This is a genomic window from Variovorax sp. KK3 (assembly GCF_001984055.1).
Classification (GTDB): domain Bacteria; phylum Pseudomonadota; class Gammaproteobacteria; order Burkholderiales; family Burkholderiaceae_C; genus Variovorax.
This window is the reverse complement of sequence record NZ_LYVO01000058.1, coordinates 1-14,060: the sequence shown is the minus strand read 5'-3', so window position 1 is coordinate 14,060 and position 14,060 is coordinate 1. Positions and strand designations below refer to the sequence as shown.

At 67.1% G+C, this 14,060-nt stretch carries 14 protein-coding genes; 10 read left to right on the top strand and 4 right to left on the bottom strand.

Features of this window, described 5'->3' with window-relative positions:
* Positions 1-213: 213 nt before the first annotated feature.
* Positions 214-1,122: a LysR substrate-binding domain-containing protein gene (locus B0W80_RS23725; RefSeq protein ID WP_077001624.1), complete on the bottom strand. Its 909-nt coding sequence runs from the start codon at positions 1,120-1,122 to the stop codon at positions 214-216.
* Between the two features lie 139 nt (positions 1,123-1,261).
* Here B0W80_RS23725 and B0W80_RS23720 point away from each other — a divergent pair, with 139 nt between their 5' ends.
* The 9 genes from B0W80_RS23720 to B0W80_RS23680 are packed head-to-tail and all read left to right on the top strand — an operon-like array spanning position 1,262 to position 10,910.
* Positions 1,262-2,149 (top strand): dioxygenase, encoded by an 888-nt coding sequence (locus B0W80_RS23720; protein WP_077001623.1) that lies wholly within the window; start codon positions 1,262-1,264, stop codon positions 2,147-2,149.
* Positions 2,150-2,189: 40 nt separating this feature from the next.
* A complete protein-coding gene (locus tag B0W80_RS23715; protein WP_077001622.1) occupies positions 2,190-2,996 on the top strand; it encodes a citryl-CoA lyase in 807 nt (268 codons plus the stop codon).
* Positions 2,993-4,132, top strand: coding sequence for a CaiB/BaiF CoA-transferase family protein (locus B0W80_RS23710; RefSeq protein ID WP_077001621.1), 1,140 nt, complete (start codon positions 2,993-2,995; stop codon positions 4,130-4,132). Before B0W80_RS23715 ends, B0W80_RS23710 begins: the two co-directional genes overlap by 4 nt.
* 24 nt (positions 4,133-4,156) lie before the next feature.
* Entirely contained in the window at positions 4,157-5,122 is a 966-nt protein-coding gene (locus tag B0W80_RS23705; RefSeq protein WP_077001620.1) for a tripartite tricarboxylate transporter substrate binding protein, read from the top strand.
* Positions 5,123-5,176: 54 nt separating this feature from the next.
* On the top strand, positions 5,177-6,403 hold the full coding sequence (locus B0W80_RS23700) for an amino acid ABC transporter substrate-binding protein (protein WP_083745575.1): 1,227 nt from the start codon (positions 5,177-5,179) through the stop codon (positions 6,401-6,403).
* Position 6,404: 1 nt separating this feature from the next.
* Positions 6,405-7,271 (top strand): branched-chain amino acid ABC transporter permease, encoded by an 867-nt coding sequence (locus tag B0W80_RS23695; RefSeq protein ID WP_077001619.1) that lies wholly within the window; start codon positions 6,405-6,407, stop codon positions 7,269-7,271.
* On the top strand, positions 7,268-9,136 hold the full coding sequence (locus B0W80_RS23690) for an ATP-binding cassette domain-containing protein (protein ID WP_077001618.1): 1,869 nt from the start codon (positions 7,268-7,270) through the stop codon (positions 9,134-9,136). Before B0W80_RS23695 ends, B0W80_RS23690 begins: the two co-directional genes overlap by 4 nt.
* A complete protein-coding gene (locus tag B0W80_RS23685) occupies positions 9,133-9,843 on the top strand; it encodes an ABC transporter ATP-binding protein (protein ID WP_218668940.1) in 711 nt (236 codons plus the stop codon). The genes B0W80_RS23690 and B0W80_RS23685 overlap by 4 nt, the downstream gene beginning before the upstream one ends.
* 38 nt (positions 9,844-9,881) lie before the next feature.
* The gene (locus B0W80_RS23680; protein ID WP_077001617.1) at positions 9,882-10,910 is read left to right on the top strand and encodes a uroporphyrinogen decarboxylase family protein; all 1,029 of its coding nucleotides are present in this window, start codon (positions 9,882-9,884) and stop codon (positions 10,908-10,910) included.
* Positions 10,911-11,034: 124 nt separating this feature from the next.
* On the opposite strand, the gene B0W80_RS23675 is transcribed toward B0W80_RS23680, so the two are convergent.
* Positions 11,035-12,132: a hypothetical protein gene (locus B0W80_RS23675; protein ID WP_077001616.1), complete on the bottom strand. Its 1,098-nt coding sequence runs from the start codon at positions 12,130-12,132 to the stop codon at positions 11,035-11,037.
* 223 nt (positions 12,133-12,355) lie between these two features.
* Positions 12,356-12,643, bottom strand: a complete 288-nt coding sequence (locus B0W80_RS23670) for a hypothetical protein (protein WP_077001615.1) — start codon at positions 12,641-12,643, stop codon at positions 12,356-12,358.
* Here B0W80_RS23670 and B0W80_RS36510 point away from each other — a divergent pair.
* Positions 12,609-12,992 (top strand): DNA-binding protein, encoded by a 384-nt coding sequence (locus B0W80_RS36510; protein WP_373039011.1) that lies wholly within the window; start codon positions 12,609-12,611, stop codon positions 12,990-12,992. The genes B0W80_RS23670 and B0W80_RS36510 overlap by 35 nt on opposite strands.
* A 6-nt stretch (positions 12,993-12,998) precedes the next feature.
* Here the strand turns inward: B0W80_RS36510 and B0W80_RS23660 are convergent.
* Positions 12,999-14,060 (bottom strand): tripartite tricarboxylate transporter permease (locus B0W80_RS23660; protein ID WP_077001614.1); only part of this gene is annotated, 1,062 nt, incomplete at its 5' end.

Sequence of the window (14,060 nt, the reverse complement as noted above, 5' to 3'; positions counted from 1 at the left end):
CGCGAACTGGTCGATGCCTCCTCGGCGTTCTGTGACGCTTGCCTGACCCGTCGCGGGCACCGCTTCGACGCGGCGCCGGACAGTCGAAAGAATTATTAATAGGACTTTTAGCCTTGTCAATCGGGCCGCCCCTCCGCGGCATGCCCGAGTTGCCCGAGTTGCCCGAGTTGCCCGAGTTGCCCGAGATGCCCGAGATGCCCGAGATGCAGGGGATCAGCCCGGCCCTTCGCGCCGCAGGCTGTTGCCGAGCGCCGTCTTGCGCAGGATCACCGCGAAGGACTGCACCACCGCGGGCCGCGTCTCGCCCAGCCGCCAGAGGATGCCCGGCGTGCGGATGGGTGTCGGGCTTTCGAGCGGGATCACCTTGAGGCCGGGCATGCCCTCGGGCACCGCGTTGATGGCCACGATCGATCCGATCTGGGTGCGGGCCACCAGCGCCAGCATCGGCGCCACGGTGGACATCTCGGCGACCACCGTCGGCTCGCAGCCGGCTGCGCGAAAGCATTCCTCCAGCATCGTGCGGGTGGAGAAGGCGCGCGACACCAGCACCAGGTCTTGCCGGTGCAGCTCGACCATGCGGATGCGCTTGCGCGCGGCCAGCGGATGGGTGGTGGCCACGACCAGCACCATTTCTTCGTTGTAGAGCGGCTCGAACCACAGGCCGTCGGGCTCGTCGGGGCGGTACGAAATGCCCAGGTCCAGCTCGCCGGCCACCAGGCGCGCGGCGATCACCTCGGCAGCCAGCTCCTCGACGGTGATGCGCACGGTCGGGTGCCGCGCGAGCGAAAGGGCCACGCATTCGGGGATGAGCCCGATGTTGAAGGTGTGGGTGGCGCCGATGCGCACCTGGCCGGTGAGGCTGTTGCTGCCCGGCTTGAGCAGGGCCACGCCCTGGTCGACCTCCCTGAGGGCGCGCGACGCGAAGCCCCGCAGCAGTTCGCCGGCTTCGGTGGTCACCACCTTCTTGCCGATGCGTTCGAAGAGCGGCTGGCCCAGCTCGTCCTCGAGCTGCTTGATCTGGTGCGAGAGCGTCGATTGCGTCACGTGCACCCGCTCCGCGGCCCGCGTGAAGCTCAGGCAATCGGCCAGCGCGACGAAGTAGCGCAGATGGCGCATCTCCATGAAAACCCCTGCGAATGATCGACGGCGTCGATGATATCCATGGAAATTCATCATTTGCCGCGCGCTTTCCCGGGGCCTATCGTCCGGCCCACACAGAAGACGAAGACGCCCGAATCGACGGCGAGACAGGAGACGCGACATGGCCGACTACAACCAGGACAGCATCACGCAGGACGTGCTCGATGCCTTCGCGAAGACGCCCGACCCGCGGCTGCGCGAGCTGATGACGGCGCTGGTGAAGCACATCCACGCCTTTGCCCGCGAAGTGGACCTGAAGCCCGAGGAATGGCTGGCGGCGATGAAGTTCCTCGAGGCCACGGGGCAGATCTCGACCGACAAGCGGCCCGAATTCATCTTGCTGTCGGACACCATCGGCCTGTCGATGATGGTGGTGGCGCTGGCGCAGGCGCGCGCCAGCGGACCGGCGCAGGGCGCGACCGAGGCGACCGAGGCCACGGTGGAAGGCCCCTTCTACTGGTCCGGCGCGCCCGACGAGCCGCTGGGCGCCGACATCCGCGGCAGCGCGCGCGGCGAGCCGACCTTCTACATGGGCCGCGTGACCGACGTGCACGGCGCGCCGCTCGAAGGCGCGCTGCTCGACATCTGGTCGGGCGACGGCGAAGGCAAATACGACGTGCAACTCAGCGCCGAGCCGTCGATGGCGGCGCGCGGCCGGTTTCGCACCGACGCGCAGGGCCGCTACTGGTTCTGGTCGATCCTGCCCGCCTACTACCCGATTCCCGACGATGGCCCGGTGGGCGACATGATGCGCGCCACCGAACGCAGCATCTACCGGCCCGGCCACATCCACCTGCAGGTGTCGGCGCCCGGCCACGTGACGCTGACGACGCAGGTGTTCGTGGGCGGCAGCCCGTACATCGAGCAGGACGCGGTGTTCGGCAAGCGCGACAGCCTGGTGGTCGACTTCGAGTCGCATCCGCCGGGCAAGGCGGTGGACGGGCGCGACATGGCCGTGCCCTATTACTCGGCCAGCTTCGACGTGCGGCTCGCACCGGTGCCGCATTGAGCACCGCTCCCCCTCGTTCCATTTCTTCGCAAGGACTCTCATGAAGATCGGCAAGGCCACCGTGCCGCGCACGGCCATCTGCACCTCGGACGAACACACGATCGTGATCCGCGGGCACGACCTGTCGAAGGAGCTGATCGGCAAGATCTCCTTCGTCGACCACTTCTTCCTGCTCTTGACCGGGCAGATGCCGAGCGCGGGCCAGGCGGCGGTGCTCAACGCCACGCTGGTGGCCATTGCCGAGCACGGCCTGGTGCCCAGCGTGCAGGCCGCACGCATGACCTTCGCCGCGGCGCCCGACGCGATGCAGGGCGCGGTGGCCGCCGGCGTCCTGGGCTGCGGCTCGGTGGTGCTGGGCTCGTCCGAAACCGCCGGGCGCATGTACGTCGAGATGGACGCGCAGATGCAGGCCGGCCGATCGATGGACGACGCCGCACTCTCGGTGATGAAGGCCTGGCGCGCGGCGGGCCGCAGCATTCCGGGCTATGGCCATCCGCTGCACAAGGAACGTGACGAACGCGTGGGCGCGCTGTTCGACGCGGCCAAGGCAGCCGGCACCGACCTGCGCTTCGTGCAGATCGCAGAAGCCGCCGAACGGCTCCTGCCCGAGGTGCTGAACAAGCCGCTCAAGCTCAACGTGTCGGGCGCGATTCCCTCGGTGCTGCTGGGCGCGGGCTTTCCGGTCGAAGGGCTCAAGGGCGTGCCGATGCTGGCGCGCACCGCGGGGCTGATCGCGCACATGGTCGAAGAGATCCGCCAGCCCATCGGCTTCGCGCTGTCGTACCAGGCGACGCGCGAGGTGGAATACGAGGGCGAGGTGCCCGCAGGATTCGGGAAGCACGCATGATCCCCGTCCTCCAGGGCCTCAAGGTCATCGAGCAGGGCACCTTCATCACGGGGCCGGCCGCCGGCATGCTGCTGGGCGACCTGGGCGCCGACGTGATCAAGGTGGAGCAGCCGGGCACGGGCGACCCCTTTCGCGCCTTCAAGAACGGCCTGTACAGCCCGCATTACCAAACGTACAACCGCAACAAGCGCAGCCTCACGCTCGACACGCGCGACGCGGCCGACCGCGAAGTGCTCGACGCGCTGATCGCGGATGCCGACGTGTACATCCAGAACTTCCGGCCCGGCGTGGCGGAGAAGCTGGGCGTGGGTGCCGAACGGCTGCGCGCGATCAACCCGAAGCTGATCTACGTGGCCATCAGCGGCTTCGGCTCGACCGGGCCCGCCGCGGGGCGGCCGGCCTACGACACGGTGGCGCAGGCGGCGAGCGGCTTCCTGAACCTGCTGGTGAACCCCGAGAACCCGCGCGTGGTGGGCCCGGCCATCGCCGATGCGCTGACCGGCTTCTATGCCGCGTACGGCGTGCTCGGTGCGTTGTTCGAGCGCGGCCGCACGGGCGTCGGCCGCAAGGTGGAGGTGTCGATGTTGGAGGCCATGGCGCACTTCAACCTCGACGCGTTCACGCATTACTTTCAGGTCGACGAGGTGATGGGGCCTTACAGCCGGCCCAGCGTGTCGCAGTCGTACGTGCTGCGCTGCGCGGACGGCAAGTGGGTGGCGCTGCACATGTCGTCGCCCGAGAAGTTCTGGCGCGGACTGGCGGTGGCGATCGAGCAGCCCGACATCTTCGACGACCCGCGCTTCGCCACGCGCGAGGCGCGCATCGACCACCAGGAGACGCTGATCACCCTGCTGGGCGAGCGCTTTCGCACGCAGCCGCGCGACGAGTGGTGCCGCCGCCTGGCACGCGAAGACGTGCCGCACGCGCCGATGTACGACACCAGCGAGGCGCTGGAAGACCCGCAGGCGAAGCACCTGCAGCTGATGACATCGGCCGAGCATCCGGTGATGGGGCTCTTCCGCACCGTGCGCTCGCCGGTCAGTTTCGACGGCGAGCGTGCGCTCCAGGTGCGGCCGCCGCCGACGCTGGGCGAGCACAGCGACGAGATACGCGCGGCGCTCAAGCAGCACCACTGAACGACGACAAGAACGGAGACAGAGATGAATGTCAGGACGACGATGCGAGCCCTCGGTGCCGCGCTGCTGGTGCTGCTGGGCACCACGGCCGCCGCGCAGGACAAGGGCCCGATCAAGATGATCGTGCCCTTCGGCGCCGGCACCACCACCGACCAGGTGGCGCGCGTGGTGGGCGAGGCGCTCGGCAAGAACCTGCAGCAGCCGGTGATCGTCGACAACCGCGCCGGCGCGGGCGGCTCGACCGGCAGCGACCTGGTGGCCAAGTCCGCGCCCGACGGCCGCACGCTGGTGATGGGCACGGTGGGCACGCATGCGATCAACGCGTCGCTCTTCAGCAGGCTGCCCTACGACCCGCTGCGCGACTTCGCGCCGGTGGCTTTCATTGGCTACACGCCTACGCTGCTGGTGGTGGCGGCCGAGTCACCGATCAAGTCGCTCAAGGACCTGGCGCAGGCCGCGGCCCGGCCGGCCGGCGTGACCTTCGCCTCGGCCGGCAACGGCACTTCGGGCCACCTGGCGGGCGAACTGCTCGCGCAGCGGCTGGGCGGCAAGATGATCCACGTGCCCTACAAGGAAGGCGCCGCCGCGTTGACGGGCGTGATCGCCTCGCAGGTCGACTTCATGTTCTACCACCCGGCCGCGGTGCTGCCGCAGATGAAGGCCGGCAAGCTGCGCGCGCTGGGCGCCAGCGGCGCGGTGCGCAGCGCAGCGGCCACCGACGTGCCCACGCTGATGGAGCAGGGCATCGCCGACTTCGACCTGGTCGCGTGGTTCATGCTGTACGCGCCTTCGGCCACGCCGCCCGACACCTTGGCCTCGCTTCGCAAGGCCGGCGCGGCCGCGCTTGCCCAGTCCGAAGTGGCGCAGCGGCTGCGCGAGCAAGGCATCGAGTCGCGTTCGATGCGCGCGGACGAGATGCAGCCTTTCAACAAGACCGAGCTGACCAAATGGGCCGGGCTCGTCAAGCGCTCCGGCGCGCAGGTCGATTGACCGCCTTCACCGCATTCGTTTCGTTCGCCCATACAACCAAAGGAGACGAGGACCATGAACACGCAGCAGCCCCTTTCGCCGCTCCCCGGCATTCCGCGCCGCACGGCCATGGCCGCGCTCGCGATGGCCGCATCGGGCATCGCGCTGGCGCAGCAGGCATCGGGCCAGCCGGTGCGCATCGGCAGCACGCTCGCACTGACCGGGCCGCTGTCGGCCACGGCGCAGATCCACAAACTGGTGGGCGAGATCTACGTCGAGCAGCTCAACAAGCGCGGCGGCCTGCTGGGGCGGCCGGTGGAATGGGTGGTGAAGGACGACCAATCGAAGCCCGACCTGGCGCGTACCTTGTACGAGCAACTGGTGACGGCCGACAAGGTCGACCTGCTGATGGGGCCGTATGCCACCGGCGCCATCCTCTCCGCGATGGGCGTGGCGCAGCGCTACAACAAGGTGCTGGTGCACCACACGCTGGGCATTCCGTCTCTGGCCAAGTACGACATGCAGTTTCCCGCCTGGTCGATCGGCTCGGACCCGGCGACCACGGTGCCCAACACGCTCTTCGACGCTCTCGCGGCCTCGCCCAAGCCGCCGAAGACGGTGGCGGTGGTGACCAGCAAGTTCCCGTCGATCCAGTTCATGAGCGCGGGCGCGCGCGAAGTCGTCAAGAAGCGCGGGCTGACCGAGGTGCTGTTTCTCGAATGGGACTTCGGCAACCGCGACTTCGGCCCCATCGCCAACCGCGTGAAAGACGCGAAGCCCGACTTCGTGTGGGTGGGCGCGATCGGGCTGGAAGGCAACCTGCTGCTCGATGCGATGAAGAAGATCGACTACACGCCGCCGTTGCACTTCTACCTGTATCCCGCGCCGGGGCCGCTGCTGGCCTTGCCCGATGCGAAGAACGCGCTGTCGGCGACCATCTTCGAGGCGCAGCCGCCCTTCACCTCGAACCTGGGTGCGGCCGAGTTCGTGAAGGTCTACAGCGAGCGTGCCACCAAGGCCGGGTTTCCGGACACGTCGGTGGAGACGCAGGCCGCAGCTTCGTACACCGCCTGGCAGATTCTCGAAGCCGGCGTGGTCGCCACCAAGAGCCTGGACGACAAGGCCATCGGCACCTGGCTCAAGGCCAACAAGGTCGACACGCTGCAGGGCAAGCTGCGCTTCAACGGCACCGGCAACTTCGGTGACGACCTGATGCGGATCAAGCAGATCCAGGATGGGAAATGGGTGGTGGTGTGGCCGAAGGAAGTCACTTCTGGCGGCGCCAAGCTCTTGACGCCTTGACATGTCAGGCTTCACCCTCCCCAGCATCTCGCTGCTGTCCCAATCCATCCTCTCGGGCGTCTTCGTCGGTGCGTTGTACGGACTGATGGGCCTGGGCCTCAGCCTGAGCTGGGGCCTGCTGCGCCTGATCAACCTGGCGCATTTCGCCTTCGCCTTTCTGGCGGCCTACCTGTGCTACCAGATGGCGACGATGGGCATGGACCCGCTGTTGACGCTGGCGGTGATCGTGCCGCTCTTCTTCGTGCTGGGGGCCGCGTTGCACTGGGTGATGGTGCGCTTCTCGGTGACGCCCTTCAATTCGCTGCTGCTGACCTTCGGGCTCACCGGCATCGCCGAAAGCGTGATCCAGTCGATCTGGACGGCCGACTTCCGCAAGCTCGAATCGAGCTACGGCGAACACAAGTTCAAGGTGGCGGGCTTGTTCGTGCCGGTGCCGGAGCTGATCACGCTGCTGATCGCGGTCGCGCTGTCGTTCGCCGTGTGGGCCGTGCTGCGCTACACCGACCTCGGCCGCGCGCTGCGCGCCGCCGCGCAAGACGGCCCGGTGGCCGCGGCCTTCGGCGTGAACGAACGGGCGCTGGGTCTGATCTTGGCCGGCACCTGCGCCGCGCTCGCGAGCATCGCGGGCGTGTGCCTGGCGTTGAGCTTCACGCTGACGCCTTCGCAGATGTACGCATGGATCGGCGTGGTGTTCGCAGCCGTGATGCTGGGCGGGCTGGGCAGCGCGCTCGGGCCGCTGGTGGCGGGCACGCTCATCGGCGTGAGCGAGGCGGTGACGATGGCGGTGACGGCGCCTTCGTGGGCACCGATCGTGTCATTCACGTTGCTGATCGTGATCTTGATTCTCAAGCCCGGGAAGGCGGCATGAAGCGAACACCGGTCTTCATCCTCGCCGCCGGCGCGGCGTTGGCCTTTCTCCCGCAACTCGGCCTGCCCGCCTTCTACGACTCGTTCCTCTACCTCGTGCTGCACTGGGTGGTGCTCGCCACTTCCTGGAACATCCTCTCCGGCTACTCGGGCTATTTCTCCTTCGGCCATGGTGCCTTTTTCGGCGCCGGCATCTACACCAGTGCCAACCTGATGGCGCGCTACGACTGGCCCTTCCTCTGGACCCTGCCGGTCGCAGCGCTGGTGGCCGCGGTGCTGGGCGTGGCGCTCGGCGCGGTGGTGTTCCGCGTGAAGGGCGTGCGCGGCGAGCTGTTCGCGCTGCTGACGCTGGCCATCACCTTCGTGATCGGCACGATCGTGGTCAACACGCCGCTCGACGGCGGCAACGGCGTGTCGCTGGCCGCGGTGGCGGTGCCGAAGATCGGGCCCACGGCCTCGTCGACCTTCTACCTGCTGGCGCTGGCCGCCGCCGTGGTCACGCTGCTGATCGCCTGGGGCATCCAGGTGTCGAAGTTCGGCGCCGGGCTGTTCGCCATCCACGACGACGAAGACGCGGCCGAGGTGATGGGTGTGCCGACCTTTCGCTACAAGCTGATGGCGCTGGCGATCTCCTGCGCGCTGGCAGGCGTGGCGGGCGGCATCCATGCGTTGTTCCTTTCGTACGTGACGGCCGGCGAGGTGTTCACGATCACGGTGCCGTTGACGGTGGTGCTGATGAGCGTGCTGGGCGGCACGCGCCACTGGGCCGGGCCGGCCGTCGGCGCGGTGGCGATCACGGGGCTGCTCTACAGCTTCACGGCCGCGGACCATGCGGTGGCGGGCAAGGCGGCGATCGGGGCGATCCTGATCGCGGCGATCCTGTTCATGCCCGACGGCATCCTGGCGCGTGTGCAGCGCCTGTGGCGGCGCTCGCCTGCTTTGCTCCCTCTCCCTCTGGGAGAGGGCGGGGGTGAGGGCAGCAGGCGTTCGCACACGCACGGCGGTGGCACAGGCCCGGTGCCCTCACCCCAACCCTCTCCCGGAGGGAGAGGGAGCGAAGGCACGGCGCCGGCCGACCTCGCGACGATCACCGCACGCGCGGCCACACCGGTGGCGAGGATCACCGCTGCGCCGGCCGACGTACTGCTGCGCGTCGAAGGCCTCAGCAAATCCTTCAAAGGCGTACGCGCGCTGGCCGGCGTGAACGTCGAAGTCCGCCGCGGCGAAATCCTCGGCCTGCTCGGCCCCAACGGATCGGGCAAGTCGACCTTCATCAACGTGGTGAGCGGGCATTACACGCCCACCAGCGGCTCGATCTGGTTCGAGGACCGTTGCTTGAACGGCTTCCCGGCGCACCGCATCGCGGGCAGCGGCATCGCCCGCACGTACCAGATACCGCGGCCCTTCGGCCACCTGAGCGTGCTGCAGAACGTGGCCATCGCGACCATGTTCGGCGGCGCGGTCGACGACCCGGAGAGCGCGAACCGGCAGGCCATCCAGTGGCTGGAGTTCACCGGCTTGCAGGACAAGGCGATGGCGCGGCCCGAAGACCTCAACCTCCACCAGCGCAAGTTCCTGGAGCTGGCGCGCGCGCTCGCCTCGCGTCCGCGGCTCGTGCTGCTCGACGAGGTGCTGTGCGGGCTCACGCCCAGCGAGATCGACGAAGCGGTCGCGCTGATCCGGCGCATCCGCGATCAGGGCTCCACCATCGTCTTCGTCGAGCACGTGATGCGCGCGGTGATGGCGCTGACCGACCGCATCGTGGTCTTCAACCACGGCGAACTGCTGGCCGAGGGCGGCGTGCGCGACGTGATGCAGCGGCCGGAGGTGATGAGCGCCTACTTGGGGCAAGTCGCCCCCGCATGACCATGCTCGAAATCCGCGACCTCGAAGTGGCCTACGGCGCCGCGCGCGCGCTCTGGGGCGTGTCGCTCGACCTGCACGCCGGCGAACTGCTGTGCGTGGTCGGCCCCAACGGCGCCGGCAAAACCACGCTGATCGGCGCCATCGCCGGCATGCTGCGCGCCAAGGCCGGGCGCATCGTGCTCGACGGCCGCGACCTGACGCAACTGCCCGCGCACCGCTTCTGCGAGGCCGGCATCGCGCTGGTGCCCGAGGGCCGGCGGCTCTTCGCCGGCATGAGCGTGCTCGAGAACCTGGAGCTGGGCAGCTTCACCGCGCAGGCCAAGGCGCGGCGGCGCCAGACGCTGGACCAGGTGATCGAACTCTTTCCCGTCATCGAAGAAAAGCTCGCCAGCCCGGCCGGCGAGCTGTCGGGCGGGCAGCAGCAGATGGTGGCCATCGCCCGCGCGCTGATGGCGCGGCCGCGCCTGCTGCTGCTGGACGAGCCTTCGCTGGGCCTGTCGCCGCGCATCGTCAACGACATGTTCGCCGCCATCCGCCGCATCAATGCCGAGGGCATGTCGGTGCTGCTCGTGGAGCAGAACGTCGCGATGGCGATGGAGGTGTCGCAGCGTGCCTACGTGCTCGAAGAAGGCCGCGTGGTCGCCGAAGGCCTGCCCGCCGAGCTGATGGCACAGCCAGAGATCCAGCACGCCTACCTGGGCGTTTGAAACCACCCACTCTCAATCAACGGACAACGGAGGCATCCATGCTGTTCCCCACCACCATCGTCGGCAGCTTTCCGCAGCCCGACTGGCTGATCGACCGCGCCAAGCTGGCCGGCCGCTTTCCGCCGCGCGTGCGGGCGCGCGAGCTGTGGCGCATTCCGCCGCAGTATCTGGAAGAGGCGCAGAACGACGCGACGCTGATGGCGATCCGCGCGCAGGAGGAGGCGGGCCTGGACATCGTGAGCGACGGCGAGATCCGCCGCGAGAGCTATTCGAACCGCTTCGCCACCGCGCTCGACGGCGTGGACCTCGACAACCCCGGCACCGCGCTGGACCGGTCGGGCCACCCCAACCCGGTGCCGCGCATCGTCGGCCGCATCAAGCGTCGCCACGCGGTGGAAGTGGAAGACTTGAAGTTCCTGCGCGCCCACACCGATCGCATGGTGAAGATCACCGTGCCCGGGCCCTTCACGATGCTGCAGCAGGCGCAGAACGATTTCTACAAAACGGAGGAAGAGGCGGCGATGGATTACGCGGAGGCCGTCAACGCCGAGATCCGCGATCTGTTCGCCGCAGGGGCCGACGTGGTGCAGATCGACGAGCCCTACATGCAGGCGCGACCCGAGAAGGCCAGGCAGTACGGGCTGGATGCGTTGAACCGTGCGCTCGAAGGCATCGCGGGCACGACGGCCGTGCACATCTGCTTCGGCTATGCGGCCATCATCCACGAGCGGCCGAGCGGCTATTCCTTCTTGCCCGAGTTGGCGCAGTGCCGCTGCAAACAGGTGTCGATCGAGACCGCGCAATCGAACCTGGATTGCGCGGCCCTTCAGCCGCTCGACGGCAAACGCGTGATGGTGGGCTGCATCGACCTGTCGACGCCCGAAGTCGAATCTGTGGAAACCATCGTCGCCCGCATCCGCCGTGCGCTGCCCTATGTGAAGGCGGAGAACGTGATCCTGGCGCCGGACTGCGGAATGAAGTACCTACCGCGCGAGGCGGCGATCGGGAAACTCAAGGCCATGGTTGCAGCGGCGAAAGTGCTTCGCGAGGAGCACAAGGCAACTTGAGAGTGCCGTCACTCTGCCCGTCCGCGCCCTCCCCCTTCGCACCCCGCCTCGCCGTACGAGCATCTTTTTGCCTAGCGCCATCGACCTGCAGACTTCGCACCGCATTGCTGTTCACTGCCCCCACCTACACATAGCTGGATTGCGAAAGCTTGTTTCGATATGCGCATTGTTGAATGACCTGCATGTGGCGATTCGAACTCGCCACGCCTTCGATTTCGACACTGCGCAATGACCCGCTGCTTTTGACGGCTGTGGCGAGTCTCTCCAGTTCACGTTCATTCATCGCGGGCAGCTTCAGGGTCGTCAGGCTCTTCGCACCGGACACGTACTGCGGCAGCCAGCCGGTCGCGTCGGCTTCGCTTGTGCCGGACACGTCGAGGTGCTCGACGCCGGTGCAGCGCCCCTCCTTCATTTCCCTGATCCAATCGCCAACGAAGTCAGCCTGGAACTGGCCGGCGATCTTGATGCTGACAAGTGATGGAACCAACGTTCGCTCAAGGCAACTCGAAGGCACGTCTCCCTCCGCCGAACGCGCCGGCTTGCCGACAATGCTCAGATCGGCCGGCTTGCCGCCCTCCATGAGTCGGGCGAGCATCTCGGGTTGAGTCGTCGGATTCGAGAAAACCAAACTGAGCGATTCCAGCTCCATCGAGGGAGAAGGACCCTTGATGAGACCAAGCCCTGCCACACCCAAGCCATCCAGGTGCAGATGCTTCAAACTGGGCATCGCGCTCAACACCTTGCACAGAAGCGCCCACTGCTGTGGGTTCATGGTCGCGGACGGCAGCGTGGCTGATTCGGCAGAGAACCCCGTGGGATTCAGAATGGTATGCATCATGTCGCCGCCGGCATTGCACTCGGCTGCCATCTGCTGGAAGTGGCTCAAGACTACGCTCAACACGTCGGAGCGCGCAGCAAGTATGAATTCACGCAGCAGTTGTTGGCCGCCGAACTGAAGGCACTCGTCCACCAGTTCCTTGATCGCATTCGTCTGCTCTGAATCTTCCGCGCCAGGAGGAGCAGGAACCCGGTTGTAGACCACGACGCCATTGAGCACAGGCGCTGTTTCTCTCGTAACGCTTTCCTTGAGATGCTGAACGTACTGGGCAGCGGCTTCCCACTTGCAGGATGTGTATTCGCCCGACTTGCACTTCATTCGCGTCGGCCGAATGGACTGGATGGGGACAACGCAGCGCGCGCTCCTGTTGTGGTTCGAAATCATGCGGTGAACTTTCCTGGGGTTCGTTTCGTTGCGCTCAGGCGCAAGACGCGCTTCGCCCTCCGCACCAGATCGAACGGCAAGCCGTGGTCGTCGTTCGATCACCACGGCAGCAGTGGCTTGAGCGAGGCATTCGTAACGGCCGTCGGAGGAAGGTTCCTCGGTCGTCGACGGGCTGCGACGAGGCCGCATGTTGCACACCCCACCACATGCCGGATGGCACGCACTACAACTGACAGAAGATGATCTTCATCGCCGAGTCGTCGCGCTTGTAGTGCGGGCCGGGCGCCGTGAAGACCTCGTCGAGCATGACGAGATCCGATATCTCAGCGAGGTTGAACAAGGGCTCGCGCTGCGAGCCACCCTGGAGTTGATGCACTCGAAGGAGTTCGGTGCCCCTGTGGCCGATGCCATAGCACTGAGGCTCCGCGAGCCGGGTGCGCCCGTGGTAGGTGAGGCGCAGCCGGCGCCGCTCCTGAATGGCCTGCACGACGAGCGGATGCGGCGGGATCATTCACTCGCCGTCTTCGGCGCCGCAAGGCAACATCGTGCCGCGCATCGAGCGCCGCGCTTCTTGCTCTTCATGGTCAAGGCCCCATGTGGTTCGGATGTCAAGATTACCCGAGGCAGACCAAAGCCACAGTGGGCAAAAGCTCCTTCCGTTCGATGCAGTTCGCCATCTGAGGGATGAAGCTGCCATTGCCGAGTACATGACCGCCGTCCTCGAAGCCGAAGACGGCGATCTTCTTCTCTTGGCGCTGAGCGATATCGCTCGCGCCAGGGGAATGGCTCAGGTCGGCAAGGATGCAGGCCTTTCGGGCGATCAAGAGACCAGCAGCCACGCCGCCGCGCCGAGCCCCTGACGCCGCTCAACCCTCCTCGACGAAGGCCTCTTCGCGCTTCGACTTCACGCTCGGCAGCAGCACGATGACCATGAGAAGCGCGGCCGCGACCAGCAGGCCGGCCGAGATGGGCCGCGTGACGAACACGCTCCAGTCGCCGCGCGACAGCAGCAGTGCGCGCCGGAGGTTTTCCTCCATCATCGGCCCCAGGATCAGGCCCAGCAGCAGCGGCGCGGGCTCGCATCCGAGCTTGTGGAACGCATAGCCCACGATGCCGAACAGGCCGACCATCCACACGTCGAAGGTGTTGTTGTTGGTCGAGTACACGCCCACCGCGCAGAACAGCACGATGGCCGGGAACAGCCACTTGTAGGGGATCGACAGCAGCTTGATCCACATACCGATGAGCGGCAGGTTGAGCACGATCAGCATGAGGTTGCCGATCCACATCGACGCGATCAGGCCCCAGAAGAGTTCGGGGTTGCTGGTCATCACCTGCGGCCCGGGCTGGATGTTGTGGATGGTCATGGCGCCGACCATCAGGGCCATGACCGGATTGCCGGGAATGCCGAGCGTGAGCAGCGGAATGAACGAGGTCTGCGCGCCTGCGTTGTTGGCCGACTCGGGGCCGGCCACGCCGCGGATGTTGCCCTTGCCGAACGGAATCTCGCCTGCGCGGGGGCGCAACTTCTTCTCCAACGTGTAGGAGGCGAAGGCGGACAGCAGCGATCCGCCACCGGGCAGGATGCCGAGCGAGCAGCCCAGCGCGGTGCCGCGCAGCACGGCGGGCAGCATGTTGCGGAAGTCCTCGCGCGTGGGCCAGAGGCCTTGCACCTTGGCGGTGTAGATCTCGCGGTGCTCGTCGGGCTTGGCCAGGTTGGCGATGATCTCGCCGTAGCCGAACACGCCCATGGCGATGGCGATGAAGCTGATGCCGTCGGTGAGTTCGGGGATGTCGAAGCTGAAGCGCGCGACGCCCGAGTTCACGTCGGTGCCCACCAGGCCGATCAGGAGGCCCAGCACGATCATGCAGATGGCCTTGAGCAGCGAGCCCGAGGCCAGCACCACGGCACCGATCAGGCCCAGCAC

What these genes read in the sequence shown, in the direction of transcription:
- B0W80_RS23725 (WP_077001624.1), bottom strand. Translation starts at nt 1,122, where the DNA reads ATGGAGATGCGCCATCTGCGCTACTTCGTCGCGCTGGCCGATTGCCTG.
- B0W80_RS23720 (WP_077001623.1), top strand. Translation starts at nt 1,262, where the DNA reads ATGGCCGACTACAACCAGGACAGCATCACGCAGGACGTGCTCGATGCC.
- B0W80_RS23715 (WP_077001622.1), top strand. Translation starts at nt 2,190, where the DNA reads ATGAAGATCGGCAAGGCCACCGTGCCGCGCACGGCCATCTGCACCTCG.
- B0W80_RS23710 (WP_077001621.1), top strand. Translation starts at nt 2,993, where the DNA reads ATGATCCCCGTCCTCCAGGGCCTCAAGGTCATCGAGCAGGGCACCTTC.
- B0W80_RS23705 (WP_077001620.1), top strand. Translation starts at nt 4,157, where the DNA reads ATGAATGTCAGGACGACGATGCGAGCCCTCGGTGCCGCGCTGCTGGTG.
- B0W80_RS23700 (WP_083745575.1), top strand. Translation starts at nt 5,177, where the DNA reads ATGAACACGCAGCAGCCCCTTTCGCCGCTCCCCGGCATTCCGCGCCGC.
- B0W80_RS23695 (WP_077001619.1), top strand. Translation starts at nt 6,405, where the DNA reads ATGTCAGGCTTCACCCTCCCCAGCATCTCGCTGCTGTCCCAATCCATC.
- B0W80_RS23690 (WP_077001618.1), top strand. Translation starts at nt 7,268, where the DNA reads ATGAAGCGAACACCGGTCTTCATCCTCGCCGCCGGCGCGGCGTTGGCC.
- B0W80_RS23685 (WP_218668940.1), top strand. Translation starts at nt 9,133, where the DNA reads ATGACCATGCTCGAAATCCGCGACCTCGAAGTGGCCTACGGCGCCGCG.
- B0W80_RS23680 (WP_077001617.1), top strand. Translation starts at nt 9,882, where the DNA reads ATGCTGTTCCCCACCACCATCGTCGGCAGCTTTCCGCAGCCCGACTGG.
- B0W80_RS23675 (WP_077001616.1), bottom strand. Translation starts at nt 12,132, where the DNA reads ATGATTTCGAACCACAACAGGAGCGCGCGCTGCGTTGTCCCCATCCAG.
- B0W80_RS36510 (WP_373039011.1), top strand. Translation starts at nt 12,609, where the DNA reads ATGGCCTGCACGACGAGCGGATGCGGCGGGATCATTCACTCGCCGTCT.
- B0W80_RS23670 (WP_077001615.1), bottom strand. Translation starts at nt 12,643, where the DNA reads ATGATCCCGCCGCATCCGCTCGTCGTGCAGGCCATTCAGGAGCGGCGC.